Here is a 24,799-nt window from a genome sequence, read left to right as displayed (position 1 = left end):
TTAATGATGCGTTCAGGAACTTTCAGGGCATTTTATGGTCTTATGGTCCATTGCCTTTTTTTACAGCGTAGAGATTCGGAGGAATAAAGCATGGGCACAAGTTTACAGCTGATGGATAAGCTGGTTCCGGGCGCTAATCTCGAGTCTTACATTCAGGCTGCGAGTCGCATACCCATTTTAACAGTGGATGAAGAGCGCGCATTGTCGGAACGCCTTTATTATGAAGGCGATGTAGATGCTGCTCGGCAGTTGATTCTGTCGCATCTGCGCTTTGTGATTCACATTGCCCGTAGTTATTCCGGTTACGGTCTGAATCAATCTGACCTGGTGCAGGAAGGTAACGTGGGTCTGATGAAAGCCGTAAAACGCTTCAACCCCGAATACGGTGTACGGCTGGTGTCGTTCGCGGTGCATTGGATTAAAGCAGAAATTCATGAATTCATTTTGCGCAACTGGCGCATTGTGAAAGTGGCGACCACCAAAGCCCAACGTAAGCTCTTTTTTAATCTGCGTGGTCAGAAGAAGAAATTGGCCTGGTTGAGCCACGATGAGCTAAACGCAGTAGCCGCAGACTTAGGCGTGGAAGCTCGCGTGGTGCGAGAAATGGAAGGCCGCCTGTCGTCTCACGATACGGCTTTTGATGGCCCGATGAACGATGACGAAGACAGTGCTTACCAGGCGCCGGCGTATTATCTTGAAGATCACCGCAGTAATCCGGCTACCCAACTGGAACGCTCCGACTGGACCGAAGATTCCAACGGCCGCCTGATGCAGGCTCTGTCTACTCTGGACGATCGCAGCCAGGATATTCTGCGCGAGCGCTGGCTGTCAGAGACCAAATCGACCTTGCACCAGTTGGCCGATCGTTATGGGGTATCTGCCGAACGCATTCGCCAACTGGAAAAAAATGCGATGAAGAAAATACGTCTGCACATGCAAGAAGCGGCCTGACTTTAATCGCTTAACTGCAACGTTAACAAGGCTCTGCCAATGAACGCCACCGCCGCTTTTGCGCTCGGTGGCGTTTCCGTAAGTATTGCGTCGTTATAGACGACAGCCTCTTACAAGATGGTAACTGGCTCAGCGGCCAGGTTATTCGTACCCTTGCAGCACTATCATAGGCCAGCGGGAGGAATACCGGTGAAAGCACTGGTCATAGAAGACGATCATGACGTGGCAAGTTATCTGGTGAAAGGCCTGCGGGAATCTGATTTTGTGGTGGATCACGCGGACGACGGCAAAAAAGGCATGCTGATGGCAGCCAGCGAAGAATACGACATTATGATTGTCGATCGCATGTTGCCTGGCATGGATGGCCTCGCCATCATCAAAACTGTTCGCGCTACAGGCAATCAGGTCCCAATTTTGATTCTCAGCGCCTTAGGCGATGTGGACGACCGGGTAGAGGGTCTGCGTGGTGGCGGCGATGATTATCTCACCAAGCCGTTCTCGTTTACCGAATTGCTGGCCCGCATCGAATCTCTGATTCGTCGTAATCGCCAGGCAGCAGAAACTGAGACTGTCCTGCATGTGGCCGATCTGGAGATGGATCTGCTGGCACGCACGGTGAAGCGCGCAGGCCAGAATATCGACGTACAGCCCCGGGAATTCCGCCTTCTGGAATATTTGATGCGCAACGCCGGGCAGGTGGTCACTCGTACCATGCTGCTGGAAAAAGTCTGGGATTATCATTTTGACCCCCAAACTAATGTGATTGATGTGCACATAAGCCGTTTGCGGGCGAAAATCGACAAAGAATTTGATACGCCGCTACTGCAAACCGTTCGCGGTGCGGGATACATGCTGCGTGAAACTGCTTAGCCAGCTCAGAACGTCGTCGTTCCAGCTGGCACTGCTTTATATGGTGGTTTTTGCCACCTCGGTGTTCTTGCTTTTGGCGTTCATATACTGGCGTACGGCCGGTTTTATGACAGCCCAAACAGATGCCACGATTGAAGCCGAAATTGCGGGCCTTGCAGAGCAATATCGTGGACGCGGCGTGAACGGCCTGATTACCATCATCCGTGAGCGTGTGGCCCGCGAGCCCAACGCAAAGTCTATTTATCTGCTGACCACCGACGAGCATGTCAAACTCGCCGGTAACATTCAGCAATGGCCGCAGAGCACCCCCACGGAAACCGGCTGGATCAACTTCAAACTCGATGAATCAGTAGGTTGGATGGGTAATCAGCGCCTAGCCCGCGCGCGAATCTTCGAAGTGCAAGGCGGCTTGCTGCTGTTGGTGGGCCGCGATGTGGAAGAGCTGACCAACGTTAAAAAGGTCATTGAAAACACCATCAATTGGGGCATGGGTATTACTCTGGCTCTGGCCCTGCTGGGCGGTTTTTTGATGAGCCGAAGTACTACCCGCCGCATTGAAATTATCAATAATACCTCGCGCCGAATCATGAGCGGGCACATGTCACTGCGTATTCCAAATCGCGGAACCGAAGACGATTTCGATCAACTGGCGGAAAACCTGAACCAGATGTTGGACCGTATCGTGTATTTGATGGAGGGTATTCGCCATGTATCCGACAGCATCGCTCACGATTTGCGCACCCCGCTGACCCGCCTGCGTAATCAGCTTGAAAATACCCTGATGTCGGTCGATAACGACGAGGCCCGTGAGCAGGCCAGACGTGCGGTGGCCGAAGCCGACCAACTGCTAGCCACGTTTAACGCGCTGCTGCGTATTGCCCGCCTGGAAAGTCGTGGCAACGCCGGGGATGTGAAAACCGTGGCAATAGACGCTCTGGTAGAAGACGCCTGCGAACTTTACGAAGCCTTGGCCGAAGTTAAAGGTCAGAGCTTTGAACAAGAGTTGGAACCCGGTGTAAACGTTGAAGGCGACCGGGATCTGCTGTTCCAGATGTTCAGTAATCTGATTGATAACGCCATCAAGTACACCCCGGAACACGGCACCATTCGCATTGTTGTGCGCAAAGAAAACGGCGAAGCGATATTTTCGGTGCAAGACAGCGGTATTGGCGTGCCAGACGAAGAGAAGAACCAGGTTTTTCAACGCTTCTACAGGGTGGGGAAAAGCCGTTCTTTGCCAGGCAACGGGCTTGGCCTTAGCCTGGTGAATGCGGTTGCGGAAATTCATCAGGCCCGCATCGACTTGACGGACACTCACCCCGGCGAAGAGTCGCCGGGGTTGACCATTACCGTGCGTATGCCGGCGGTGGTGAAAGAGCGCAGAAAGCGGCGTAGAAATACCATCAACGCTGCCAGTCCTGCGATTGACGATGACGCCGGCTTGGTCTGAAAGCAAATTCAGCCCTGTTTTTTATCTTGCTTGAGTGGGCGTAACAGGCGATTAGCCCGCTGTTCAACCGTTTCGCTCAGTCTTTCGAAACGGGCTTTTTGCAGATCAAAACGAACCTGTAAACTGTCCCATTCGCCTTCCAGCTGTTTTTGCCCGTGCATCAGATAAGCCGCCAGATTATGGCGATTTACTTTACTGGTAATACCGAAACGGTCCAACTGATAACCCAGGGTGTCGACACCTTGTAGCGCCAGACCCTGTAACTTTTGGCGGTTCATAACAGCCTCCGTTGTGAATGTAACTGCGTTGGTTGAACGTTACGCCGGGCTACTAGAGTGCACAACCTAATTATGGTGAGCGGTGGTGCTCAGCAATCAATTCTGACCAACGGGTAACGGCCCAGACACCTATTGGTAATAGTGTCGGAGTAAACTGGAAACTATTGCGTAGTTGGATCTACAGACAGCGCGAACCTTGCCCCGTTTAACGGGGCTTTTTTATGTCTGCTGTCAGCGTTCATGAAATGTCAGCAAGGGTAGCGAATGGTCTCAATGAGCCAGGTTTTTTCGCCGGTCGGCAGTATAACCATCACCTCGTCACCCACCTCTTTTTTCAGGCAGGCGCGCACCAGGGGTGCGTCGACAGAGGCGTAATCGTTGCGGCCGTAGATTTCGTCAGGCCCTACAATGCGGAACGTCAGTGGCTTGTCGTCTTCGTCTAGCAGGCTGACCCAGGCGCCAAAAAATACCTTACCTTCTTGCTCCGGTGAATAGGCAACGACCTTCAATTCTTCAAAACGCTTACGCAGATAGCGCACGCGACGGTCTATCTCCCGCAGTCGTTTTTTGTTGTATTGATAATCAGCGTTTTCAGAGCGATCGCCAAGGCCGGCGGCCCAGGTAACTTTGCGGGTAACTTCCGGGCGTTCGTGGCGCCAGAGCTGATCCAGCTCTTGCTGCAGCAAATCATAGCCTTCGCGGGTAATCAGATTGGTTTTCATGGCCGGCCCACGGCGCTACTTAACCGCAGCGAGTTTGTCGATGTACTGCTGCATTGCCTGGTCTTTTGACGCACCTTCCAGTTTGGCCCAGGCGTCGTACTTTGCCCGACCCACAAAATCCATCATTCCCGGGCGCTTACCGCTGGCATCGCCGACGGTTGCCTGCTTGTACAGTGCATAGAATTCGAGTTTCATTTCAGTGGAAGGCTTAAAGTCGCCATCGGCGTTCTGTACTTCATTCATGGCTTCATCAAATTGGGCTTCTAAATCACTCATGGTTGCTCTCCGGTGGGTGATAGCGAGTATAGCGGGCGCGATGGTTGTCGTCACAGTTCAAAGTGTGGTGGGTCAAAGCGGGATGGTTTGGAGCGAAAAATTGCCCTTGTTCACATTCTATTCAATTGACTATCTATACAGCCTATGACGGTGAGTAATCATGAAAAATCAATGACTTGCCGCACCTTTTAACAACCTTCCGACTTTGACATAGCAGCTCATAATTTTCTTAGTCGCCCACATGGTGCTGGACTCTTGGCAAGCTAATTTCGCCGTTGAACCAGTTTTTTAAGCCGCCTACGTGGCGGCGAACGATGTCGTGGCCTCCGCGTGAACCCCGCTGCGCATAATCGCGGTTATGGTCAGCCATTGGTCAAGTTCGCCGGTGCGCCCGGCTGAAAACCTCACCACGTTCAGGTCGACGCGATGCCACCAAGCGAATCAGTTCTTGATCGTTCAGGCGCTTCAGCATGGCTTTGTGGATATCCGCTGGCGTGCAGTCTCTGCACTTTGGGCTAGGTGTGACACGGATTTGGTTGTGAGTGCAACTGGAATGACACGCTCGCAAACATGGCTCGCATTTTAAGCATGCTTCAAAGTAGAGTGGCAAACGTTGAGCACCAGGATGGAGCGCAACCTAAATTTAAAGGAGTTTTTGATGTTTTTTATTTCATGGATGAAACGCCTGAGTTCAGGCTTATTGGCAAGCATGGCGCTGATGACCGCTGGTGCAATCGCTGCGCCAGCAAGCGTTCCGCTGGCCAATGTGTATCAGCAAGGTGCGCCGCTTGCGGATTATTGGGTAAGTGAAAAACTGGATGGAGTGCGGGCTTATTGGGACGGTGAACGTCTGTGGTCCCGCCGCGGTAATCCGTTTCAAGCGCCTGACTGGTTTGTCAGCGATTTCCCGCCGCAGCCGTTAGACGGCGAGCTGTGGCTGGGGCGCGGCCATTTTGCACAACTTTCCGGCATTGTGCGCACCGTTCGTCCAGTAGATGCGGATTGGCGTTTTGTGCGTTTTATGGTGTTCGATTTGCCGTTGGCCGACCAGACATTTGACCAACGTCTTCCGCAGTTGCGCGAGTTGGTCAGTCAAGCGGGTTCACCCTACCTGGCCTTGGTTGAGCAGCAACGGCCCGGAAACCATCAGCAGCTGATGGCTCATCGGGATAAGGTGATTGCTTTCGGTGGAGAAGGGCTGATGCTGCGCCGTGGCGCTAGTGTCTATCAGGCTGGCCGCTCGGACGACTTGTTGAAAGTGAAGCGCTTTGACGACGCTGAGGCGATCGTTGTGGGCATTCTGCCGGGCAAGGGCAAATATCAGGGCTTGATGGGCGCGCTGCGGGTGCGGCTGGCCGATAACCGTGAGCTTCGCATTGGTAGCGGCTTCAGCGACGCTGAGCGTATAGACCCACCGCCGGCGGGAAGTGTTATTACCTTCAAATATTCCGGCCACACCGCCACCGGCCTGCCACGGTTTGCCAGTTTTATGCGAATTCGAAATGATGAACCAAAGGCGGCAGCTGTGCCATAGGTCGCGGCGGATAACCGCAATTCTGAAACGGCTGCGTTAATGGGCTGTCAGGGTGCCCTTCTAAGAACGACTGAAGAGCAAAAAAGGCGTGGCATTAGGTTGTCATGCCTTTTTTTGGTTTCTTTTTTTGTTTACAGCAAACCGCTTTGCGCTACAGTGCTTGTTTTCAAGATGGTTACTGGGAGAAGCTTATGTCGGCTACCGACTCTATCGACTGGCGTACTACGCCGGCCGCCGTGTGGCGCCGGCACCGTTCCGGCCTGCGTGCTATTCGCCGTCTGGATCCGGTTACTTGGGGGTCGCTGACCGGCGTAGACCAACAGCAACAGGCGCTGGCGCTGAACACTGAACGCTTTTTGCAGGGGCAACCGTCTAATAACGTACTGCTTTGGGGCGCCCGCGGTACTGGCAAATCGTCATTGATCAAAGCGCTGCTGAACCAGTATCAGGTTCAGGGCTTGCGAATGATTGAAGTGGATAAAGACGACCTGTTGCACTTACCTGAAATTGTGGATGATTTATGGGACTTGCCCTACCACTTCGTTATATTTTGCGATGACCTGTCATTTGAGGCCGGTGAAACCAGCTACAAGGCGCTGAAAAGCGTTCTGGAAGGTTCGCTGGAACTGCCACCGGAGAATGTGCGTGTGTACGCCACCTCGAATCGCCGCCATTTGATGCCTGAGTACATGGTAGACAATATGAGTAGCCACAGTCGCGGGGGTGAAATTCATCCGGCTGAAGCCATAGAAGAGCAGATATCCTTGGCTGATCGCTTTGGCGTGCAGCTTTCGTTCTATGCGTTTTCCCAAGAGCTTTACTTGCAGGCGATTGATGCTTTGTTTACCGAAGTCGGCGATCGTGAGGCCCTGCACCAGCAAGCTATTCGTTTCGCGACCGCTCGCGGGGTACGTAATGGCCGCACAGCGCAGCAGTTCTTTCGACAGCATGGCCCGCGCTCGCCAATAGTTGATCAGTAGGCGATTACTCGGTGGCTAAGGTGTCGTCGAGTTTATATCCGCGCCTGATTCAACCGCGGGAATCACCAGCTGGAACGCCACGCCGTCAAGGCCGTTTCGACTCTGATTATCCGCCTCCAGGCGGGTCAGGTGGTAGTTTGCAATCAGTTGCGCAATCAGCAGGCCCTGGCCCAGATGATGTTCGGACGTGTCGAGTTCACCTGCTCTATGGGACACAAACGCCGAAAAAATATCCGCTCCGGCGGGTAGTCGGGAACCCTGATTGAATACGCTGAGTTGCCAGCCCTGATCAACTCGCCGCAAATCCAGCTCAATACGTTGGCCGCTGGGGGTGAAGTCCCGCGCGTTGTCGACTAACTTATCCAAAAGCTGTACCAATAGCTCCGGCGACCCCAGAACGTGACTGCCCTGCTCTGGGCCCTGGTACACAATAACGTGGTGCGGATCCAACGCCTGGTAGGCTGCCGTCACCTGCGTAAGCACGTCAGCCACATCAAACACCTCTTTGTGTTCGGCTTCCAGGCTCTGTTCCAGACGTGTGGCTTCACTCATGCTGCGTAAAATACCGCTAAGCCTGGCCACGGCGCTTTGGGCCCGGGTTAGGTAATTCTGCCGCGCGGCTTCGTCGCTGCAGTGAGTCAGGTTATCAAGGGATGAGCGTACCACCGCCAGTGGCGTTTTTAGTTCATGGGATAAGCGCTGTGAGAAGCTTTCCAGGTATTGGTTGTAACCGTGAAGACTGCTGACCAGCCGGTTAAAGCGTTGCTGAAGCTGGCCAAGCTCGTCGTTACCGACTCCTGACTTTGCCGGTAACGGCACTTGGGCCGCCATTCGGCCATCGGTATCCACGCACTGGGTGACCCATTTCGCCAAACGGCTAATGCGCCATGACAGCCAGCTGGCATAACCCAGCAAAACCACCACCAAGCCAATAATAACCAGAAAGCTGCGGGCCAGTACGGTGCCCAGAGCGGCGCCTGAAATGTTCAGCAGTTGCTCCAGGGATTGCTCCAGCACTAGTGTTCGCCCACCAAACACCGGTGCCTGTGCGCTCAGCCAAAGGCTACCGTTACCGTGACGCACCAACGCCGGGGCGGGAAGATTAACCGGGAGCTGGCGCCAGAGCTGTTCATTCACCAGAAGCGAGTCGGGTTGATTGGCCTTCACCAGCGCTTGAAGCAGATTCTGCCCGACCTGTTGCAGCCAAGAAGCGTTTTCATCTGCTTGGTCGATGCGTGCTGTCGTTTGTTCGAGGTCTGTCGTCGCCGGCTGGGCTATGGCTGTGCGCTGCTGGCGGGCGATAACCCAACCGGACGCTTCCATTACCCGCAGCTGCTGGCCACTGTCTAGCCAGCTGGCCAGCGTCTGCTCCAGGTCCGCATTGCGGCGAATCAAAGTGGCCGCTGGAATCTGCGCCAATGGCGGACCTTCAGCAGCCACGCCTTCGCTCCCATAAAGGCCAAGCGTTATGCGGCTGCCCGCCGCGGGCCGGGGCAGAGCCAACTCCAGCTGCCAACCATTGGCTACCGGTTGCCAGAACGCTTTCACGCTGGGGTCGGTTTTGGTCCAGTCAGCCCCGCTGCGGGCCGGCAGCTGTCCGGGTGCAGACGGGCGTAGCAACCAGGCCTGATTGCGCGGGTTGATACGGAGCTCATTGGCGCCACTGAACAGTTGCAGCAATAACCGATGGTGGGCTTGCTGCGGCGCGCCGGGATTGAACAGCAGAGGCGGCTGGCCTGGAATGCGAATCAGCAGATACAGAGCTTTATCGCTGTGACTGGCCTGCCAGTATAGCGCGCTAGGTTGAGATGAGGCCCCAGGTAGCTGCTGCCAAGGTTGAAGAGCGGACAAAGGTGCCTGCACCGACGGCGGGAACGGCTCGGACGAATCGTAGCCTGGCCAATCATCGGCGTAGCCGTCAAGCAGCAGGGCGCTATTCTGAGCCGCGGTATAAACAGCAAACGTACCGGCGGCCAGCGGTGGCTGTGCCAGCAGTTCATCACCTGTCAGCAGGGCCAGGCGATTTGCCTGTTGCTGCAATTGTTGCTGGGCCTGCTGGCGCAGAATGTTGTCTAACTCAAGCGCAAACTGAACCCCGGCAAGAGGAACCAGCAGCATCAACAGGCTTACCAGCAGCAGCTGGCGTTTCAGGCTCAGTGCGGCCACGCGCACGGCTCTCGGCTGGGTCTAAAGATGACGCGCTCAGACATTGTGGTCGTGCCAGCGGTAACCCATGCCGTAAACCGTCTGAACGCTGTTGAAGTCGCGGTCCAGAGCGCTGAATTTGCCACGAATACGCTTGATATGCGACGTCACTGTATTGTCATCGAGTACCGTACTGGCCGCGTCCATCAGCTGCTCACGGCTGCGCACGTGGCCTGGGTGGCGGGTCAGTGCGTGGAGCATCCAGAACTCGGTGACCGTCAGCTCAACGGCCTGGTTGTTCCAGCTGGCGCTCATGCGGTCCAGGTTCAGTGTCAATTTGCCTCTTGCCAGCAATTCGTCGGGTTGTTGGTAAGCCTGATCCCAGGCATCTGCGCGGCGCAGCAGTGCATTAATGCGGGCCAGCAGATGTTCCATGCTCATGTCTTTGGTGACGTAGTCATCTGCGCCCAGGCGTAGGCCGTGTACCGAGTCTATGTCGCTGTCGCGGGCGGTCAGAAAAATAATCGGCAGCGTGGCTGACTGCCGGCGTAAATCCTGGCACAAAGTAAACCCGCCCTCCGCTTCGCTCCCCAGGCCCACATCAATAATCGCCAAGTCCGGCAACTGCCGCTGTAACGCATGCCAGGCAGTTGGCCGGTCACTGTAGGTAGACACAGAAAAGCCCCTGCGTTCGAATGCGGCGCGGTAATTATCGCGGATGGCGGGTTCGTCTTCGATCAATGCCAGATGCTTGTTCATGGCGGCCCGGTGAGTGGATCAGGGTTGATAGGTGAGCAATGTTGTAATCCTAAGATAGTGATGACGCTCGCGCGGCACAAGGGCAAACGAGTTGTACTGCGGGGCGTGCCACAATTGATCACAGTTGCCAGCTATCGTTGCCATATTAGGGTCATACAGTGCTGTTGCAATGATTGCGGGGGCCTGCCGGGTATCCGCAGCAATAACGCAACTTACTAACGTAAAATGGCGGTGCTGATTATGATGATGACAGGTCTATTTTTTGCGCAGGTAATATCCTTCAGCCGTGCGTTATTACGCCGCGCCATAGCCCGGCTAAGGCGTGGCCGTGATGCCGCAGGTCTGTGGCTGGTTATGTTGTTGATTCTGTTTGTGCACCCGCTGTTTGGCGAAACCGGCGACGCTCTGGATTCTGCGGTATGGGTGTTTGAAAAAATTGGCACTGTCTCCGGGCCGTGAACCTGGCGTACACTTGGACGCCAAAATATTGGACGCAGAGTTGCTATCTTATGGCCCTACTAAGAAAAATCCTGGCGTGGACAGGTGTGTTGCTGCTTTGTCTGCTGTCGATGGTGCTGTATTTGGCCCGGCCCTTTAATCCGGATAATAATCGTATTCTGGCCGGGGTATGTGCCCGTTTTGGGCGCGCAGTTCTTGGCATGCAGCGCCCGCTGTACGGCGCCGAGAATATGCCTAAAGACCGTTCCATGGTAGTGATTGCGAATCATCAGCATAACGACGATTTTTTGATTGTGGGGGATGTTGTGCCACGGCGCGTGGTGGCGGTAGGCAAACTGGGGCTGCTGTGGGTGCCTTTTTTCGGACAGGTATTCTGGCTGGGTGGCAACGTGATTCTGAATCGTTCGCGCTCGCACAAATCCGTTGCCAGTATGCAGGTGGTAGGCGATACCATTGTTCACGAACGCAAAAGTCTGTGGGTTTTCCCAGAGGGCACGCGCGGCCGTGGTAAAGAGCTGCAGAGTTTTAAAAAAGGTGCGTTTTACGCGGCCATTGCTTCTGGATTACCGCTGGTGATGGTGTGTGTTGGCCCGTACCAAGACGACTCCCAGGGATGGCTGGGCCGCCGCAAACCGGTTCCGCTCAGGATTTTACCGGCCATCGAAACCACCGGCATGACCAACACAGACATACCCGAACTGATTGCGCGCTGCCACAGTGCGATGGCCAAGGCAATTGCCGAGCTGGGTGAAAGTAAGGCACAGTGAGGCGGCTTCCGTCACTTGTCGGCGACGCAGGCGTGGCCTGCGTGGGCAGTTCATTGATCAACAGGACTGAATATGATTTTACCTATAACCGGTGTTTTCGCGGCTGTTATCGGAATTTTGCTGCTGGTTTTGTCTGCCGTGGTGGTTAAGTACCGGCTCAAATACGGCAAGGGTATGGGTACTGCGGAAGATCTCGATTTTGAGGTCGCCGTACGCGCCCACGGTAATCTGGTGGAATACGCACCGCTGACCCTGATAATGCTGGGAATTGCTGAGTTGAACGGCGTTTCCAGCGGGTTTATTTACTGGGTTGGTATGGCTTTTGTGCTGGGCCGTATATTACACGCATGGGGCATGTATCAAGGCCAAGGCGGGCCCCACAAGGCCCGCATGGTGGGGATTTTGCTAACCTGGGCTACGATTCTGGTGATCGCCGTGTTGTTGCTGCTGAATGTGTTCCAGGCATACGGCTAGGCTGAAGATCTCAGGGGGTTCTGGCCAAATTAGCCGGACAGCGCGCTGGATACGCTGTGTTGCACGTACTCCAGTTCAACCCGGCGGTTGGCCGCATGATCTGCCCGTGTTGCCAGCGGGCGGTCTGAACCCCAGCCGACAACTTTTAAACGCTGTTCCTCGACGCCCTCTTCAATCAGAAAACGCACCACGGCGCTGGCCCGCAGGCGCGACAGAAAATGACCGTAGTCGGCGGTGCCAAAGGCGTCGGAATGCCCGTGTACGCACACATGTAGATGAACGTTGCGGCGCAGGTAGTGCCCGTGAAGGGTAAGCATGTCCATGTCGGCGGCGCTAAGCTGATGCTTGTTGTAGCCATAATGGAACTTTAGCTGACGGGGTTTGTTTGACTCGGCGCATGAATCAGGCTGAAAACCCTCGGCCAGGGTTGCGCGGGCCAGTAGTTCCGGGCTATCCAAAACAAGAACGGTCATGTGGTGTTTCCTTGCATTCGGGGCCGGCTGATAATGTTTTGACGCCATACGGTGATTTTCATAGCCGGATTTCGAGGCCGTACTATATCAAGACCGAACGATTGGCGCGCAGAACAATAACAGCATTAGGCGGTTAGTCGATAGCGCCATTAAACCGCGCAACCAAGGCTACGCTATGACAAAACACGGCTTACAGGTGGCCAATTGTGATCAAATGTGATGTCCCATGCTGATTATTCCCGCTGAAAACGCCGTTAACTGGAAACGCCCGCCCTGGATTACCTTGGGGTTGATGCTGGCCTGCGTGCTGGTGTTCACGTTTTATCAGGGCGCCGACCAGCGCAAGCTTCAGGTGGCTGTTAACCACTATCTAAAAAATAATCTGCAGGCTCTTGAGGCACCGGTTTACGAAGATTACCTGCTGCGTCAGATACGCCATCAGGGCGATAGCGAGTCGGTTTATCAGTTGCAGCAGATGCGTCAGCTACAGGCCAATCAGAAAGACGGCTGGCTGGCCGTTACTCTGCTGATGGACCGCGACTTTTATCAGTATTTGCTCGATAACCGTGATCTGGTGTGGGCCAGCGCAGAGCGAGAGCGATGGCAACAGCAGCGGGGTTTCATTGAAGACAACTTTATTAGCCGGCTTAGTTCCCAGCGTTTTGGGCTGATTCCCGCGCAGTTGTCGCTGCACAGCTTTGTCAGTTATCAGTTTTTGCACGGCGGCTGGGGCCACTTGCTGGGCAATATGGTGTTTCTGTTTTTGCTAGGATTTACCGTGGAGAAAGCCCTGGGAGCTGCGCGCTTTCTGTTGGCCTATCTGCTGTGTGGCGCGCTTTCTGGACTGATGTTCACTGGATTCTCCGCCGGCAGCCTGGTGCCGCTGATTGGTGCGTCTGGCGCCATTTCCGGGCTGATGGGCATGTACGTGGCGATTTACGGTCTGCAGAAGATCCGCTTTTTCATTTTTCTGGGCGTCTACTTCAACTATTTCCGAGCGCCGGCTATCGCCATTCTGCCGGTGTGGTTGGGTAAAGAAATTTACGATTACTGGTACGCCGGCGCTACCGGTATTGCCTACATGGCTCACGCTGGTGGGCTGCTGGCCGGTGCGATTCTAGTGGGAGCGTTGGGTAAAAGCTGGTTTCAGGTGAAAGACACGTTTTTCGAGCCTGAGCCTGAAGCGGAAGATAGCGCCTTTACCGAGGCTTATGGGCAGGCTGTGGCGGCGATATCTACCCTGGATTTTGAGCTGGCCATTACGCGCTTTGAGGCTTTGCGAGAAGTTTATCCTCAGAGCGCGTTGGTGCTGCAACATCAGCAGCAACTGGCACAACTGCGCCCGGACCTGCCCGAGTATCGCCACTTTAGCCGCGAGCGGATAGATGATGCGCTCAGCAGGCAGCAATTTGATCAAGTTATTGCGATCTGGCGGGAATATCTGGCAAAAGGCGAGGCTCACCAGCCGTTGGCGGCGGAAGACCACAATCGTGTGCTGTTTGCCAGCCTGAAACAGCATCAGTTGGGCACCGCAGAAAAAGCCTTTGAGCGCCTGCGAGGTGTGGGCAGCGAAATGATGGTCAGCGAGGCCTGTCGGTTGCTGGTGGCGGAGTTTGAAAAACGCCAGATGGCGCCCAAGGCCCAGCACTACCGACAGTGGTTATAGCGCTATGCTGGCGGCAGCAGACGCTCAACAGGCTGATGAATCAGCCTGGCAGAACACTAGTCTGCTACGTTAAAGTTGGCCTTGGGGCCGCGTAATGGCTGGCGTTCCTGCGCTTGCTCCAAGAAGCACTGAATCTCTGGGTGCTGGGGATGTTGTGGGCACTGGCGTTGAATAAAACCCAGAAATGCCGTGGCTTTTTCCCACTGGCCCAGGCCGTTGGCCAAGGCTTGCGCGGCCAGCAGGTAGGCTGGCACCAGTGCCTGGCTGTCGGCAAAACGTTTGTGAAAATCCTGCAGCAGTTTCAACGCTAAACGATAGTGACCGCTGCGATAAAGCGTGCTGGCCACCGTTACCGAAAGCTCGGCGTCTTGCAAACGGAATTGTGGGTCGGCCTGCTGCAGCTGTTCCAGCAAGTTTGCCAGAGCTTTGCCATCATTGCGCGCTGCCAGCCAGGCCATGATGCGCGGATGGTTAGCGTGCAGGCTGCGAAGGTCATTGCGCGCCGCCAGCAGCCTGTAAAGTTGGCCAATGCGCAGCGTGTTGTCTGGTTCGCGTTTGAGCTGCTCTAGCAGCAGAGCCTGCGCGCGATCGTAGTTGCCATCTTTCAGGTTCATGTCCAGGTCGGCATCAAAGCGCTGGCTGCGATCGCGGTGGTGCTGATCTTCGGGTTCGACAGCGTCTTGGTAATCCGCAGCAAAGCCCAGTTCCTCCTGATACTGAAACAGCAGATAACCCAGCATGTGAAACAGCATCAGGGTAAAGGTGCTGTTAAGAAAACCCGCCAGCGGCCGCGATACCCATTCTGAAAAGTGCGTGAGGGCAAAATCCTGGGCCGCGGCAGACGCCAGCACCAGAAGAATCAGGTAACCGTAAAGCAGGAAGTAAGGGCTGCCGATGCGGGCGATCAAAGTGGCCAGGTTCAAAGGATTTACCGCCGCACCCACGCTGCGCTCCATGGCCAACACCATAATGCTGGCGGGCAGGGCTAACACTACAAACGCCAGCGTCAGCATTAATAGCAAGGGCCCGCCCAACATGCCTGCGGCCGTTACCAGTCCGCCCATCAGCGCAAACACCAGAATCTGCAGAATCACAATGTTAAAGCCGCTGCCACTAAAGGCCTCGGCCAGCGGTGGTGGCTTCAGGTGGCCTTCTGCAGTGCGATTGATAACGGCGTAGGTGTATTTCATCAGCGCCAGCGCCAATAACAGCCACACCAGCAAACCTAGTAGGTTTTGTGGCACCACAGCTGGCACCAGTGTGCAGATGGCGATAACCAGCAGTGGATCAGTGTGGAATGGGTAGCGGAAAAACGCGCCCAGCCGATGCCAAAACGGCACCACCTCGGTGGCGGCGCCCAAATAGCGCATTGCCTTGTTGCATTGGGGGCAGAGCCCGCGGCGCTGTTTGGTATTAGCGTCTGGCATGCAGCGAGCGCAGAAATGCTGCTGGCATTCACCGCAATGCCATTTGGCGGGGTCGCCGGGGTGATAGTGGCAATCGTGTTTCAAATGCGTTTGTGTCCTGATTGGCTCGGGTGCAGTGGCTATAATGGCAAAAGCGCTGTCTAAAGAATACGTTGTTTCCGTCGTTAGCTATCGGTTAGTTGGTCGAGAATCGCCGACAACCCATCACTTTTCTCACGGCTAAGACGGAAATTCCAGCTTTGAGGCATAGGTCTGCAATTCTTCTGGTCAGCGCGGTTTTGCAATGGTTGCGGATGGGGTACGGTAACTGTTGCAGCGCACCCAGGAATTCACCACCGAAATCCGTGCCACCACTGCCGAAGTGAACGGCATAAACCTGCAGATCGCATCGGCGACCAAGCAACAGGCAGTGGCATCCGGACAGATCAATCAGAGCGTTCAGCAAGTGGTTGAACAAAATCAGGACGTTTTGCGCGAAGCCCCAAAAACCCGGGTCATGGTGACCGGCATTGAGCAGATGACTGGCCTGATAGTTGAGCAGATCGCCGGTTACAAAACTTGTTAAAACCGACTATAAAATGAGTATTAACGCGTCACTATTCAGCCGCTGAATAGTGAAGATCGTTGTTATAAAGTTGCAGTCTATCGAAACGGTGCGATAGTAGTAGGAGCTAAATTCACCGTAGGAGGTACGCTATGTCTAGTGAACTTCACAGCCACGATAGCTTAAACACCCTCAGCAGCCTGAAGGCTGGAAACATCACCTATTATTATTACAGCTTGCCGAAAGCGGCGGCTGAGCTGGGTGACCTTGACCGCCTGCCGTTTTCGCTGAAAGTGCTGTTAGAAAACCTGTTGCGCAATGAAGATGGCACCACGGTAGAACGCAGCCACATTGATGCCATGGTTCAGTGGCTCGAAGACCGCAATTCCGATACTGAAATTCAGTTTCGCCCGGCGCGGGTGCTGATGCAGGACTTTACCGGCGTGCCCGGGGTGGTAGACCTCGCCGCTATGCGCCAAGCCGTTCAAAAAGCCGGCAAAGACCCGGCAATGATCAACCCGCTGACGCCGGTGGATCTGGTGATAGACCACTCCGTTATGGTTGATCGCTTTGGCGACGCTTCGGCGTTCAAAGACAACGTTGCCATGGAAATGGAGCGTAACCAGGAGCGCTACGAATTCTTGCGGTGGGGCCAGCAGGCCTTTGATAATTTCCGCGTGGTGCCACCCGGAACCGGTATTTGCCACCAGGTAAACCTGGAATACCTGGGTAAAACTGTATGGCACAAAAAGCTGGGCGACAAAACCCTGGCTTACCCGGATACGTTGGTGGGCACCGATTCTCACACCACTATGATCAACGGCCTGGGCATACTGGGTTGGGGCGTGGGCGGCATTGAAGCGGAAGCTGCCATGCTGGGCCAGCCGGTATCTATGTTAATTCCCGAGGTCGTTGGCTTTAAAATCAGCGGCAAATTGCGCGAAGGCATTACCGCCACCGATCTGGTGCTGACCGTTACCGAAATGCTGCGCAGCTATGGAGTCGTGGGCAAATTTGTCGAGTTTTACGGCGACGGCCTGAAAGACATGCCGGTGGCCGACCGCGCTACCATTGCCAACATGGCGCCTGAATACGGTGCCACCTGCGGCTTCTTCCCGGTAGACGAACAGACTCTTAAGTATCTGCGTCTGACTGGTCGTGAGGAGCAGCAGGTCGAACTGGTAGAAACCTATGCCAAGGCACAAGGCCTTTGGCGTGAACCCGGTCATGAGCCGGCGTATTCCGCTACCCTCGAATTGAATATGGACGAGGTCGAAGCCAGCATGGCTGGGCCCAAGCGCCCGCAAGACAGGGTGGCGCTGAAGAACATGAAGGCTGCGTTTGAACTGGTGATGGAAACCGGCGAAGGCGCACCCAAAACGAATGACAAACGTGACAACGCACTTGAATCTGAGGGTGGGCAAACCGCCGTCGGTGTTGACGACAGTTATCATCATCACTCCAGTCAGATGCTGGCTATGAATGGCCGGGAAACCCGACTGGACCCAGGCGCAGTTGTGATTGCGGCGATTACGTCGTGCACCAATACGTCCAACCCCAGCGTTATGATGGCCGCTGGTCTGGTAGCACAAAAAGCAGTCGCCAAAGGGTTGAAAACCAAGCCTTGGGTGAAGACGTCGTTGGCGCCAGGCTCGAAAGTGGTTACCGAGTATCTGCGCGCAGGCGGTTTTCAGGGCGATTTGGACAAGCTCGGTTTTGATCTGGTGGGCTACGGTTGCACCACGTGTATCGGCAACTCCGGCCCGCTGCCCGATGCGGTGGAAAAAGCCATTGCCGATGGTGACATTACGGTGGCTTCGGTGTTATCAGGCAATCGCAACTTTGAAGGCCGGGTGCACCCGCTGGTGAAAACCAATTGGTTGGCGTCGCCGCCCTTGGTAGTGGCTTACGCGCTGGCAGGTAACGTACGGTTAAATCTGCTGGAAGATTCGCTGGGTGACGACAAAGACGGCAACCCGGTGTACCTGAAAGACCTATGGCCCAGCCAGCAGGAAGTGGCAGAGGCGGTAGAAAAAGTCAAAACGGACATGTTTCGCACCGAATACGCCGCCGTGTTTGACGGCGACGCTACCTGGCAGGCGATAGAAGTGCCAGAAACCAAGGTGTACGAGTGGTCAGACGATTCCACCTATATCCAGCACCCGCCTTTCTTCGAAGGCATGGGCCTGGAGCCCGAGCCGGTGGACGACATTCGCGAAGCGCGTATTCTTGCGCTGTTGGGGGATTCGGTCACCACCGATCACATATCCCCCGCCGGCTCGTTCAAGGCTGATAGCCCCGCCGGTAAATACCTGCAGGAGCACGGTGTAGAACCAAAAAACTTCAACTCTTACGGTTCACGTCGCGGCAACCATCAGGTGATGATGCGTGGCACCTTTGCCAATGTACGTATTCGCAATGAAATGTTGGATGGCGTAGAAGGCGGCTTTACTCGTTACGTGCCTGATGGCAAACAGATGCCGATCTACGACGCTGCAATGAAGTACCAGCAGCAGGGTACGCCGCTGGTGGTGATTGCCGGTAAAGAATACGGCACTGGCTCCAGCCGTGATTGGGCCGCCAAAGGCACTCGCCTGCTGGGCGTGCGTGCGGTAGTCGCCGAATCTTACGAGCGTATTCACCGCTCCAACCTGATTGGCATGGGCGTAATGCCACTGCAGTTCCAAAGTGGCACCGACCGCAAAACCCTGAAACTGACCGGCGACGAAACCATCGCCATTGATGGCTTGTCTGGCGACATCACGACGGGGCAAATTCTGAGCATGACGGTCACTTATGGGGATGGCACAACCGCAAGTTGTGATTTACTATCGCGCATAGACACAGCGAACGAAGCGGTGTACTTCCGCCACGGCGGGATTCTGCACTACGTGGTTCGGGAAATGCTGCGTAATGACTGACTTCTGTTGTTAAAAGTCGTTATGGTTAGAAGGTCAGCTACCTAAAGGGTGCTGGCCTTTTATTTATGTGGCAATGCGAGCATCAAAGTCTGCAGTGATGTGGGCGCAGTTTACGATCGTATATTCATTACTTGTCTGAACGTTTTTGGCAGGTGCGTCGTTTTGGCATGTTTCACAACAAGAAAAGGCTTCAGGATGAATGTGTTGGTTGTTGACAGCGACGACAACATGGCTGCTTTGCTGACCAGTATTTGCGTCGGTGTAGACTCAAGGGTGCGAGTGCACAGATTTGGCTTTGTGCAGAACGCATTGGACCACTGGGAAGCTCACGGAGCGGATTTGATACTGGCGGATGTGCACCTTCCCGATGGCAGCAGCCTGGAACTGATTCGCCGTGTGCGCCGCTCGCAAAGCGAGGTGCCCGTGTTAATAATCAGCCAAACGGCTGATCGTGAATCCATATTGAAGGCGGCCCGCCTGGGCATCAGTGGCTTTGTCAGTAAACCGTTCAGCGTTGAATTACTGCACCAGCGGCTGCGCAGTTTGCTCCCCCAGGGACAGGTAGGTGACAGCATGAATCTGAACGAGCACATTGCAGCAGCTGTTAGCACTATGGTTCAGCTACCCGGAGCCCCGAACACCGCTGGAATAATCGAGCTGCTTCAGCGCAGCGAGGATGTCAGCGCGGCAGAGCTGGTGCAATCATGGCGTAACGAAGTTTCAGTAACGGCGCGTTTACTGGCGGTAGCGGGCAGTATTTCTTTTCGCCGCTCGGGATTGCCGGTGACAACACTGAAGGAGGCTATTCTGGCTCTGGGTGTACCGATGGCACTGAATTACGCGCTGGCGCTGTCGTTGGATATTTGTGGCCAGTTGGCGCATCCGATACTGGCAGAAAAAGCAAAAGAGTTGCTGGCGCAGGCTGTAGCCGTGGCCGACACGGCTTACCGGCTGGCATTGAAGCTTGGTGAGCCTGCCGTACCCTGCCATACCGCCGGATTGTTGAGCCGGGTAGGAGACTTAGCGGCGTTAAAACTGATGCAACAGTACTGTGACTCAGGCGACAAAACCTTGAGCGCTGAGGAGATAGACCAGGCTCTGGCCGACTGGGCGCAATCCTTGGGAAATCAGATTAAAGTACACTGGCGCCTGCCGCTGCAGCTGCGGGAGCTGATCGGTGCTGTACATTTTCTTCCGCGGGAAACAGTGGTCCAGTCGAAATTGATTATGCGGGCTGCCGGGTTATACGAGAGTGGGCTAATAGACAGTGATGACGGTAAGTGGTTACTGCGCCGGCTCGGTCTGGATGGCTCAAGTTAAAGCACGGTCTGGCTTCTAACGGTGGCTGCTATTCTGGCAATCGGTTAAAATTTGTCACGCACTTTTGACAACCATCCATCAAGGCCGTTATGTCTTCTTCTGAATCTGCGAATGAAATCAAAGCCCGATTGAATCTTGAAACCTCCCGTATCCACTGGCATGACCTGCAAACGCATTATGCCCGCGGGCAAGTTGTGCGAGTGGCCGCTGACACCGATTTATTAAACGTGGCGTGCGAGTTGGTTGCCGACAACAAATCGCAGTTTGAACACTGGCTGGCCAGCGGCAAGGTGGGTGATGTTGCGCCAGATCTTGCCCGCGCCTGGCACCAAAACAATACCGAGTTGTGGGCAGTGGTGATCGCGCCCTGGGTGCTGGTGCAAGACCGTGCTGACGGCGCAATGCACTGATGCTGACCGGAGTGCTGCTGATACTGGCGCCATTGTTTCTCGGTTTCGCCATTTCTCTTTCCAACCGTCGAGCGATGACGGTTATTCACTACCTGGTCGAAACAATGGTGTACCTGATTTTGGGTATGCTTGGCTTGGGGCTCGGGCAAATGGAAGGTTTGGGCAGTCAGCTTAGTACCATGGCAAGCCAAGTGTTGGCTCTGGTGGCGCTGTTGTTGCTGTGCAATATGGGTGGCTTGTGGCTGTTCCACCGTTGGCGCCCGCTGACAGTGAACCGCGCCGAAGAGTCGGCTAGTCCGGGCTATCGGCGGCTGATCATGGTGGCGTTCAAGCCATTGATCGCGGCGTTTGCTGGCTTGTTGTTGGGCTATTACCTGTTGCCGGCGGTACCGTTTATTGATCAGATCGCCACTGGCCTGCTAATGCTGTTGTTGTTGCTGATTGGCTTGCAGCTTCGTAACGCTGGTTTATCTTTGCGCAAGCTGCTGATGAACGTGCAAGGCCTTGGCATTGCGCTGGTTTTAATGGCCAGTTCGATGATGGCGGGTGTGCTGCTGATACCGGTGCTAGGCTTGCCATGGAATCAGACATTGGCACTGACTTCCGGCTTTGGTTTTTATTCGTTGTCGGGAATTGTTATTGGCGATGCCATGGGCCCGGGCTGGGGCGGGGTAGCGTTTATGAACGACGTGCTGCGTGAAATCATTGCTCTGGCCATCATTCCGCTGGTTATCGCTAAACGGCCAGCACTCGCCATAGGTTATGGCGGCGCCACCGCTATGGATTTCACTCTGCCGGTGATTCGCAGCAGCGGTGGCCTGGCCTGCGTGCCGGTGGCTATTGCGTCCGGGTTTGTGTTGTCGTTTTTCGCCCCGGTATTTATGGGGCTGTTTTTGTCACTAGGCTAGGCAAGTCTGATCCGCTTGGGGTTTTAGCCCGCAGGAAAAAACGTGCGTAAGCTGTTGTGGTAGGTCTGTTCGATCACCTGTTGCAATGGCAGTTTTTTTACTTCGGCAATTTTTTCGGCCACAAAGGGCAGGTAACAAGGCGCGTTCTCACGCCCGCGATAGGGTACCGGAGTCAAAAACGGCGCGTCGGTTTCCAGCAGAATTTGTTCGATGGGCGACATGCGTACAATATCCCGTACGTTTTCGGCTTTGTTGAAGGTCGTTATGCCGTTAAAACCCAAGCACCAGCCCTGGTCCAGGGCATAGCGCGCCAGCCCGGGGCCGGAGGTAAAACTGTGAATCACTCCGCGCCGGGTCAGGCTTGCTTCGAATTCGCGCAGAATCTCGATCATGTCGTCGTCGGCGTCGCGGCTGTGGATCACTACCGGTTTGTTGCAGTCGCAGGCAATTTGTAGCTGGCGGCGAAACACGGTGCGCTGCACCTCGTGGTCAGCGTGATCGTAATAATAATCCAGTCCGATTTCGCCGATCGCGACGATTTTTGTATCGCCGGCGTGGGTGCGGATTTCAGCCTCAACTTCATCGTTGTAGGTTTCGGCTTCGTGGGGATGAATTCCTTGGGTGCCATAAATCCAGGGTGCCATCTGGCTCAGTTGCCGCACTCGCTCAAGATTATCCGGAGCGACCGCAATCGTGATGATGCGCTCAATATTCAGCTGCTCACTTTGCAGCAGGATATCTTCAAGTGGGCGTTCTTTGAGGTAGTCCAGATGGCAGTGGGTTTCTATTATAGGGTGATCAAAACGTGGAATTTCACGACGATTCTTACTCATGAGTCACTCGCAGTACGTTGTCGGCAAAGAATGTCGCAATATTAACAGTTTTACGCTTTGTTCACCCAGCCAAAGGAGGGTTCTATGCACGTTGTGGTGATTGGTGGTGGTGTAGTTGGTGTAACCACAGCTTGGGAACTTTGTCGCCGCGGCCATCAAGTGACCGTTCTGGAGCGACACAGCTTGGCTGGGAACGAAACCAGTAAGGCCAACGCAGCTCAGCGTTCTTATGGTGTTGTGTACCCTTGGGCAGATCCGGCTATGGTGCTAAAAGCACTGCCTTGGTTGGTAAAACAGGACGGGCCGCTAAAAATGGGGATGCCGCCGTCGCTGGCAACCCTTCGTTTCATGTTTTCGACGTTGCGCTACGCCTGGTCGCCAGGGCTCTTCGGTTTTAACCGGCGCGCCATGTTGCGCCTGGCCAAGCACAGCCGCGAGCGTTTCTTGGTTCTGGAAAACGAGCTCGAGCTAAACTTCGACGGTGCCCATAAAGGCCTGCTGCATTTAGCCAGCACGCCGGAGGCGTTGGACGGCTATCGCAGAACTCAACGCTTGCTGAAGAGTATGGACATTCCCGCACGTATTTTAAACGCCGCCGAGGTAGAACAGTTAGAGCCTGGCCTGAGCGGCAACGGGCCACTTTATGGCGCTATTAGCTATGACACTGACGGCACTGGCGACTGCCACCTGTTCAGCCGCGAGCTGGCGCGGGCTTGTGAAGAAAAAGGCGTGGTGTTTCGCTATGAGGTAGACGTAGAACAACTGCTGGCAGACGACCGGCGTGTTAATAGCATCATGTTGCGTTGCAAAGACGGGCAGCGGGAAAATCTGAACGCTGATGCGGTTGTTGTCAGCGCCGGTTGCTGGTCTGACAAACTGACCCGGCCATTGGGTCAGCCACTGCCGATTTATCCAGTAAAAGGTTACAGCCTGACGGCAACCATAACCGATGAACAGAAAGCGCCAATTTCTACCGTACACGATGACCGGTACAAAGTTGTTATGACCCGCTTGGGCGACCGTTTGCGGGCAACGGGGTTTGTGGAATTGAACGATTTTGACCGGAGCATTCCGCAGGCACGTCTTGAAACGATTAAAAAGGCAGTTCGCGGTCGCTTTCCGGGTTGCACCGATATTGATAGTGCAGAGAGCTGGACAGGGTTTCGCCCGATGACGCCAGACGGCCCTGCGATCATTGGTCGTGGTAACCGCGAAAATTTGTATTTGAATACCGGCCACGGTGTATTTGGCTGGACGCTTGCCGCTGGAAGCGCGGATGTGATCGCCAGTGTGATCGATAATCAGGAGCCGGCTGTGTGTCTGGATGCATTCCGCCCGGAGCGATTTAGCGAGTAGGCCGCTAATGATTGTATAGAGACAAAAAGGCACCCGAAGGTGCCTTTTTTTACTTCACTTCATCACTTGGATGTCTTAGCGACGCACCTGAATGCGAGCTTCAACTCGACGATTGGCCGCACGGCCAGCGTCTGTGCTGTTGCTAGCAACGGGCTCGGCTTCACCGTAGCCTTTGCTGGATACGCGATCTGAATTAACGCCCAGTGTGCCTGTCAGACGATTGGCAACGGCTGCGGCGCGGCGTTCTGACAACTCTTGGTTGTACACATCCCCACCGGTACTGTCGGTGTGACCGGCAATTTCAACGTAAGTGGTGCTGTTTGCGCGCAGTGCATCGGCAACACGACGGATTTGGCTGTCATAAGCGGCACCGATTTCGGCGCTGTTCAGAGGGAATTGAACGTCAATCTCGAAGGTGTCGATGGTTTTGACCACGCCTTCACAGCCGTCTTTGTCGACTTTCATTCCAGCTGCGGTGTTCGGGCACTTGTCTTTGCTGTCCACTACGCCGTCTTTATCGCTGTCCAATTCACAACCGTTGGCGTCAACTTTGGTGCCGCGGGGGGTGTTAGGGCACTGGTCGCGGGCATCGAGCACGCCGTCGTTGTCAGCATCAGCCGGCGGCTGGGGTGCTGGTGCAACGGGAGCTGCCTGGCCAACGGTACGATTGAAGGCAACACTGATACCCAAAGACGCCATGGTGTCGAAAGTGCTGTCATCAATGCCGTGGAATTCACGCAGATCGCCACGCAAGGATACGCGATCGCTGATGTTGTAACGTACGCCGGCCCCCAGGTTTACGCGAGTTTCGTCGCTGTTTAAGCCCGGGGTAGACGGGCCAGTGCCGTCGAAGCTGGCATGACCAGCACCCACCGATACGTACGGGTTCCAGGTGCGATCCGGGCCGGCAAAGTAGTAGGTACCGTCTACACGTACTTCGTCAAAATCGATGGCGCCACTGCTGTATTTACGCTCTGCATCAGCGCGCGAATAGACAGTTTCTACGGCCCAGTTCGGCAAAAAGCGATATTCGATGCCGACACCGTAGGTGCCAGACTCATCCAGGTCGCGCTTGTCACCAAAGTACTGGAAACCGGCAAACGGGTTCAGGTAAATCGTTTCCTGGCGCTCAGCCAATGCAGGAACTGCAAAAGATGAAGCAAGGGCTGCAATAGCTACCGGACGCAAAAATTTCATAAACGCTCTCCATTTCGATTATTAAGTTCCAGTAAATCTACGATTTGTGATTGACGTGAACCGCGATCGCTAAATTAGG

General features: G+C 54.9%; 25 protein-coding genes. 15 read left to right on the top strand and 10 right to left on the bottom strand.

All coding sequences use genetic code 11. From position 1 onward, the window contains the following. The first annotated feature begins 90 nt into the window (after window positions 1–90). From rpoH to ABA45_RS17145, 3 genes are all read left to right on the top strand, one after another. Entirely contained in the window at window positions 91–951 is an 861-nt protein-coding gene (gene rpoH, locus ABA45_RS17155; RefSeq protein WP_014872932.1) for an RNA polymerase sigma factor RpoH, read from the top strand. A 189-nt stretch (window positions 952–1,140) separates the two neighbouring features. Further along, window positions 1,141–1,821 (top strand): winged helix-turn-helix domain-containing protein, encoded by a 681-nt coding sequence (locus ABA45_RS17150; protein WP_007348255.1) that lies wholly within the window; start codon window positions 1,141–1,143, stop codon window positions 1,819–1,821. Then, complete coding sequence (locus tag ABA45_RS17145) at window positions 1,808–3,271, top strand: sensor histidine kinase (RefSeq protein ID WP_048388184.1); 1,464 nt, start codon at window positions 1,808–1,810, stop codon at window positions 3,269–3,271. The genes ABA45_RS17150 and ABA45_RS17145 overlap by 14 nt, the downstream gene beginning before the upstream one ends. A gap of 8 nt (window positions 3,272–3,279) precedes the next feature. Here the strand turns inward: ABA45_RS17145 and ABA45_RS17140 are convergent, their stop codons facing one another. From ABA45_RS17140 to ABA45_RS18995, 4 genes are all read right to left on the bottom strand, one after another. Further along, window positions 3,280–3,549 (bottom strand): hypothetical protein, encoded by a 270-nt coding sequence (locus ABA45_RS17140; protein ID WP_048388182.1) that lies wholly within the window; start codon window positions 3,547–3,549, stop codon window positions 3,280–3,282. Window positions 3,550–3,797: 248 nt separating this feature from the next. After that, on the bottom strand, window positions 3,798–4,271 hold the full coding sequence (greB, locus tag ABA45_RS17135) for a transcription elongation factor GreB (protein ID WP_048388180.1): 474 nt from the start codon (window positions 4,269–4,271) through the stop codon (window positions 3,798–3,800). A 15-nt stretch (window positions 4,272–4,286) separates the two neighbouring features. After that, a complete protein-coding gene (locus ABA45_RS17130; RefSeq protein WP_048388177.1) occupies window positions 4,287–4,547 on the bottom strand; it encodes an acyl-CoA-binding protein in 261 nt (86 codons plus the stop codon). Between the two features lie 229 nt (window positions 4,548–4,776). Further along, window positions 4,777–4,917 carry a hypothetical protein gene (locus tag ABA45_RS18995; RefSeq protein ID WP_157035567.1) on the bottom strand — a complete coding sequence of 47 codons (141 nt, stop codon included), beginning with the start codon at window positions 4,915–4,917 and terminating at the stop codon, window positions 4,777–4,779. Window positions 4,918–5,205: 288 nt separating this feature from the next. Between ABA45_RS18995 and ABA45_RS17125 the strand changes: the two genes are divergently transcribed. Together ABA45_RS17125 and ABA45_RS17120 are read left to right on the top strand one after the other, a co-directional pair. Further along, window positions 5,206–6,081: a DNA ligase gene (locus tag ABA45_RS17125; RefSeq protein WP_084708378.1), complete on the top strand. Its 876-nt coding sequence runs from the start codon at window positions 5,206–5,208 to the stop codon at window positions 6,079–6,081. Between the two features lie 191 nt (window positions 6,082–6,272). Next, entirely contained in the window at window positions 6,273–7,061 is a 789-nt protein-coding gene (locus ABA45_RS17120; protein ID WP_048389219.1) for an ATP-binding protein, read from the top strand. 15 nt (window positions 7,062–7,076) lie between these two features. On the opposite strand, the gene ABA45_RS17115 is transcribed toward ABA45_RS17120, so the two are convergent. Both ABA45_RS17115 and pdsR read right to left on the bottom strand, forming a co-directional pair. Next, window positions 7,077–9,227, bottom strand: a complete 2,151-nt coding sequence (locus ABA45_RS17115; protein WP_053076226.1) for a histidine kinase dimerization/phospho-acceptor domain-containing protein — start codon at window positions 9,225–9,227, stop codon at window positions 7,077–7,079. Window positions 9,228–9,263: 36 nt separating this feature from the next. Next, window positions 9,264–9,965 (bottom strand): proteobacterial dedicated sortase system response regulator, encoded by a 702-nt coding sequence (gene pdsR, locus ABA45_RS17110; RefSeq protein WP_048388176.1) that lies wholly within the window; start codon window positions 9,963–9,965, stop codon window positions 9,264–9,266. 240 nt (window positions 9,966–10,205) lie between these two features. Between pdsR and ABA45_RS17105 the strand changes: the two genes are divergently transcribed. The 3 genes from ABA45_RS17105 (at window position 10,206) to ABA45_RS17095 (ending at window position 11,665) form a co-directional block, all read left to right on the top strand. Next, complete coding sequence (locus ABA45_RS17105; RefSeq protein ID WP_227497540.1) at window positions 10,206–10,424, top strand: hypothetical protein; 219 nt, start codon at window positions 10,206–10,208, stop codon at window positions 10,422–10,424. Window positions 10,425–10,474: 50 nt separating this feature from the next. Next, complete coding sequence (locus ABA45_RS17100; RefSeq protein ID WP_048388174.1) at window positions 10,475–11,191, top strand: lysophospholipid acyltransferase family protein; 717 nt, start codon at window positions 10,475–10,477, stop codon at window positions 11,189–11,191. A 72-nt stretch (window positions 11,192–11,263) separates the two neighbouring features. Continuing rightward, window positions 11,264–11,665 (top strand): MAPEG family protein, encoded by a 402-nt coding sequence (locus tag ABA45_RS17095; RefSeq protein ID WP_048388173.1) that lies wholly within the window; start codon window positions 11,264–11,266, stop codon window positions 11,663–11,665. Between the two features lie 29 nt (window positions 11,666–11,694). Here ABA45_RS17095 and ABA45_RS17090 read toward each other — a convergent pair whose 3' ends face one another. Next, on the bottom strand, window positions 11,695–12,138 hold the full coding sequence (locus ABA45_RS17090; RefSeq protein ID WP_048388171.1) for an OmpA family protein: 444 nt from the start codon (window positions 12,136–12,138) through the stop codon (window positions 11,695–11,697). Between the two features lie 226 nt (window positions 12,139–12,364). On the opposite strand from ABA45_RS17090, the gene ABA45_RS17085 reads away from it, so the two are divergent. Continuing rightward, window positions 12,365–13,804, top strand: a complete 1,440-nt coding sequence (locus tag ABA45_RS17085; RefSeq protein WP_048388169.1) for a rhomboid family intramembrane serine protease — start codon at window positions 12,365–12,367, stop codon at window positions 13,802–13,804. A 56-nt stretch (window positions 13,805–13,860) separates the two neighbouring features. Here the strand turns inward: ABA45_RS17085 and ABA45_RS17080 are convergent, their stop codons facing one another. After that, a complete protein-coding gene (locus ABA45_RS17080) occupies window positions 13,861–15,315 on the bottom strand; it encodes a B-box zinc finger protein (RefSeq protein ID WP_048388167.1) in 1,455 nt (484 codons plus the stop codon). A gap of 226 nt (window positions 15,316–15,541) precedes the next feature. Here ABA45_RS17080 and ABA45_RS17075 point away from each other — a divergent pair, with 226 nt between their 5' ends. The 5 genes from ABA45_RS17075 to ABA45_RS17055 all read left to right on the top strand — a co-directional run bounded on the left by ABA45_RS17075 (window position 15,542) and on the right by ABA45_RS17055 (window position 21,334). Continuing rightward, a complete protein-coding gene (locus tag ABA45_RS17075) occupies window positions 15,542–15,796 on the top strand; it encodes a hypothetical protein (RefSeq protein ID WP_048388165.1) in 255 nt (84 codons plus the stop codon). Between the two features lie 131 nt (window positions 15,797–15,927). Continuing rightward, window positions 15,928–18,696, top strand: a complete 2,769-nt coding sequence (gene acnA / locus ABA45_RS17070) for an aconitate hydratase AcnA (protein WP_048388162.1) — start codon at window positions 15,928–15,930, stop codon at window positions 18,694–18,696. A gap of 195 nt (window positions 18,697–18,891) precedes the next feature. Further along, entirely contained in the window at window positions 18,892–20,016 is a 1,125-nt protein-coding gene (locus ABA45_RS17065; RefSeq protein WP_048388160.1) for an HDOD domain-containing protein, read from the top strand. A gap of 89 nt (window positions 20,017–20,105) precedes the next feature. After that, window positions 20,106–20,426, top strand: coding sequence for a DUF2288 domain-containing protein (locus ABA45_RS17060; RefSeq protein WP_048388158.1), 321 nt, complete (start codon window positions 20,106–20,108; stop codon window positions 20,424–20,426). Further along, entirely contained in the window at window positions 20,426–21,334 is a 909-nt protein-coding gene (locus ABA45_RS17055; RefSeq protein WP_048388157.1) for a lysine exporter LysO family protein, read from the top strand. Before ABA45_RS17060 ends, ABA45_RS17055 begins: the two co-directional genes overlap by 1 nt. Window positions 21,335–21,357: 23 nt before the next feature. Here the strand turns inward: ABA45_RS17055 and ABA45_RS17050 are convergent, their stop codons facing one another. After that, window positions 21,358–22,167 (bottom strand): TatD family hydrolase, encoded by an 810-nt coding sequence (locus ABA45_RS17050; RefSeq protein ID WP_048388156.1) that lies wholly within the window; start codon window positions 22,165–22,167, stop codon window positions 21,358–21,360. An 84-nt stretch (window positions 22,168–22,251) separates the two neighbouring features. On the opposite strand from ABA45_RS17050, the gene ABA45_RS17045 reads away from it, so the two are divergent. After that, window positions 22,252–23,523, top strand: coding sequence for a D-amino acid dehydrogenase (locus ABA45_RS17045; protein WP_048388154.1), 1,272 nt, complete (start codon window positions 22,252–22,254; stop codon window positions 23,521–23,523). Between the two features lie 75 nt (window positions 23,524–23,598). On the opposite strand, the gene ABA45_RS17040 is transcribed toward ABA45_RS17045, so the two are convergent. Continuing rightward, window positions 23,599–24,720: an OmpA family protein gene (locus ABA45_RS17040; protein ID WP_048388151.1), complete on the bottom strand. Its 1,122-nt coding sequence runs from the start codon at window positions 24,718–24,720 to the stop codon at window positions 23,599–23,601. Window positions 24,721–24,799: the final 79 nt, after the last annotated feature.

It is taken from the genome of Marinobacter psychrophilus (assembly GCF_001043175.1).
Lineage (GTDB): Bacteria > Pseudomonadota > Gammaproteobacteria > Pseudomonadales > Oleiphilaceae > Marinobacter > Marinobacter psychrophilus.
The sequence above is the reverse complement of the archived record's forward strand: the minus strand, read 5'-3'. Positions and strand labels throughout refer to the sequence as shown.

Excerpts from the sequence above, each read along its gene's own strand:
- rpoH (WP_014872932.1), top strand. The coding sequence starts at position 91 with ATGGGCACAAGTTTACAGCTGATGGATAAGCTGGTTCCGGGCGCTAAT.
- ABA45_RS17140 (WP_048388182.1), bottom strand. The coding sequence starts at position 3,549 with ATGAACCGCCAAAAGTTACAGGGTCTGGCGCTACAAGGTGTCGACACC.
- greB (WP_048388180.1), bottom strand. The coding sequence starts at position 4,271 with ATGAAAACCAATCTGATTACCCGCGAAGGCTATGATTTGCTGCAGCAA.
- ABA45_RS17130 (WP_048388177.1), bottom strand. The coding sequence starts at position 4,547 with ATGAGTGATTTAGAAGCCCAATTTGATGAAGCCATGAATGAAGTACAG.
- ABA45_RS18995 (WP_157035567.1), bottom strand. The coding sequence starts at position 4,917 with ATGGCTGACCATAACCGCGATTATGCGCAGCGGGGTTCACGCGGAGGC.
- ABA45_RS17125 (WP_084708378.1), top strand. The coding sequence starts at position 5,206 with ATGTTTTTTATTTCATGGATGAAACGCCTGAGTTCAGGCTTATTGGCA.
- ABA45_RS17120 (WP_048389219.1), top strand. The coding sequence starts at position 6,273 with ATGTCGGCTACCGACTCTATCGACTGGCGTACTACGCCGGCCGCCGTG.
- pdsR (WP_048388176.1), bottom strand. The coding sequence starts at position 9,965 with ATGAACAAGCATCTGGCATTGATCGAAGACGAACCCGCCATCCGCGAT.
- ABA45_RS17105 (WP_227497540.1), top strand. The coding sequence starts at position 10,206 with ATGATGATGACAGGTCTATTTTTTGCGCAGGTAATATCCTTCAGCCGT.
- ABA45_RS17100 (WP_048388174.1), top strand. The coding sequence starts at position 10,475 with ATGGCCCTACTAAGAAAAATCCTGGCGTGGACAGGTGTGTTGCTGCTT.
- ABA45_RS17095 (WP_048388173.1), top strand. The coding sequence starts at position 11,264 with ATGATTTTACCTATAACCGGTGTTTTCGCGGCTGTTATCGGAATTTTG.
- ABA45_RS17090 (WP_048388171.1), bottom strand. The coding sequence starts at position 12,138 with ATGACCGTTCTTGTTTTGGATAGCCCGGAACTACTGGCCCGCGCAACC.
- ABA45_RS17085 (WP_048388169.1), top strand. The coding sequence starts at position 12,365 with ATGCTGATTATTCCCGCTGAAAACGCCGTTAACTGGAAACGCCCGCCC.
- acnA (WP_048388162.1), top strand. The coding sequence starts at position 15,928 with ATGTCTAGTGAACTTCACAGCCACGATAGCTTAAACACCCTCAGCAGC.
- ABA45_RS17065 (WP_048388160.1), top strand. The coding sequence starts at position 18,892 with ATGAATGTGTTGGTTGTTGACAGCGACGACAACATGGCTGCTTTGCTG.
- ABA45_RS17060 (WP_048388158.1), top strand. The coding sequence starts at position 20,106 with ATGTCTTCTTCTGAATCTGCGAATGAAATCAAAGCCCGATTGAATCTT.
- ABA45_RS17055 (WP_048388157.1), top strand. The coding sequence starts at position 20,426 with ATGCTGACCGGAGTGCTGCTGATACTGGCGCCATTGTTTCTCGGTTTC.
- ABA45_RS17050 (WP_048388156.1), bottom strand. The coding sequence starts at position 22,167 with ATGAGTAAGAATCGTCGTGAAATTCCACGTTTTGATCACCCTATAATA.
- ABA45_RS17045 (WP_048388154.1), top strand. The coding sequence starts at position 22,252 with ATGCACGTTGTGGTGATTGGTGGTGGTGTAGTTGGTGTAACCACAGCT.
- ABA45_RS17040 (WP_048388151.1), bottom strand. The coding sequence starts at position 24,720 with ATGAAATTTTTGCGTCCGGTAGCTATTGCAGCCCTTGCTTCATCTTTT.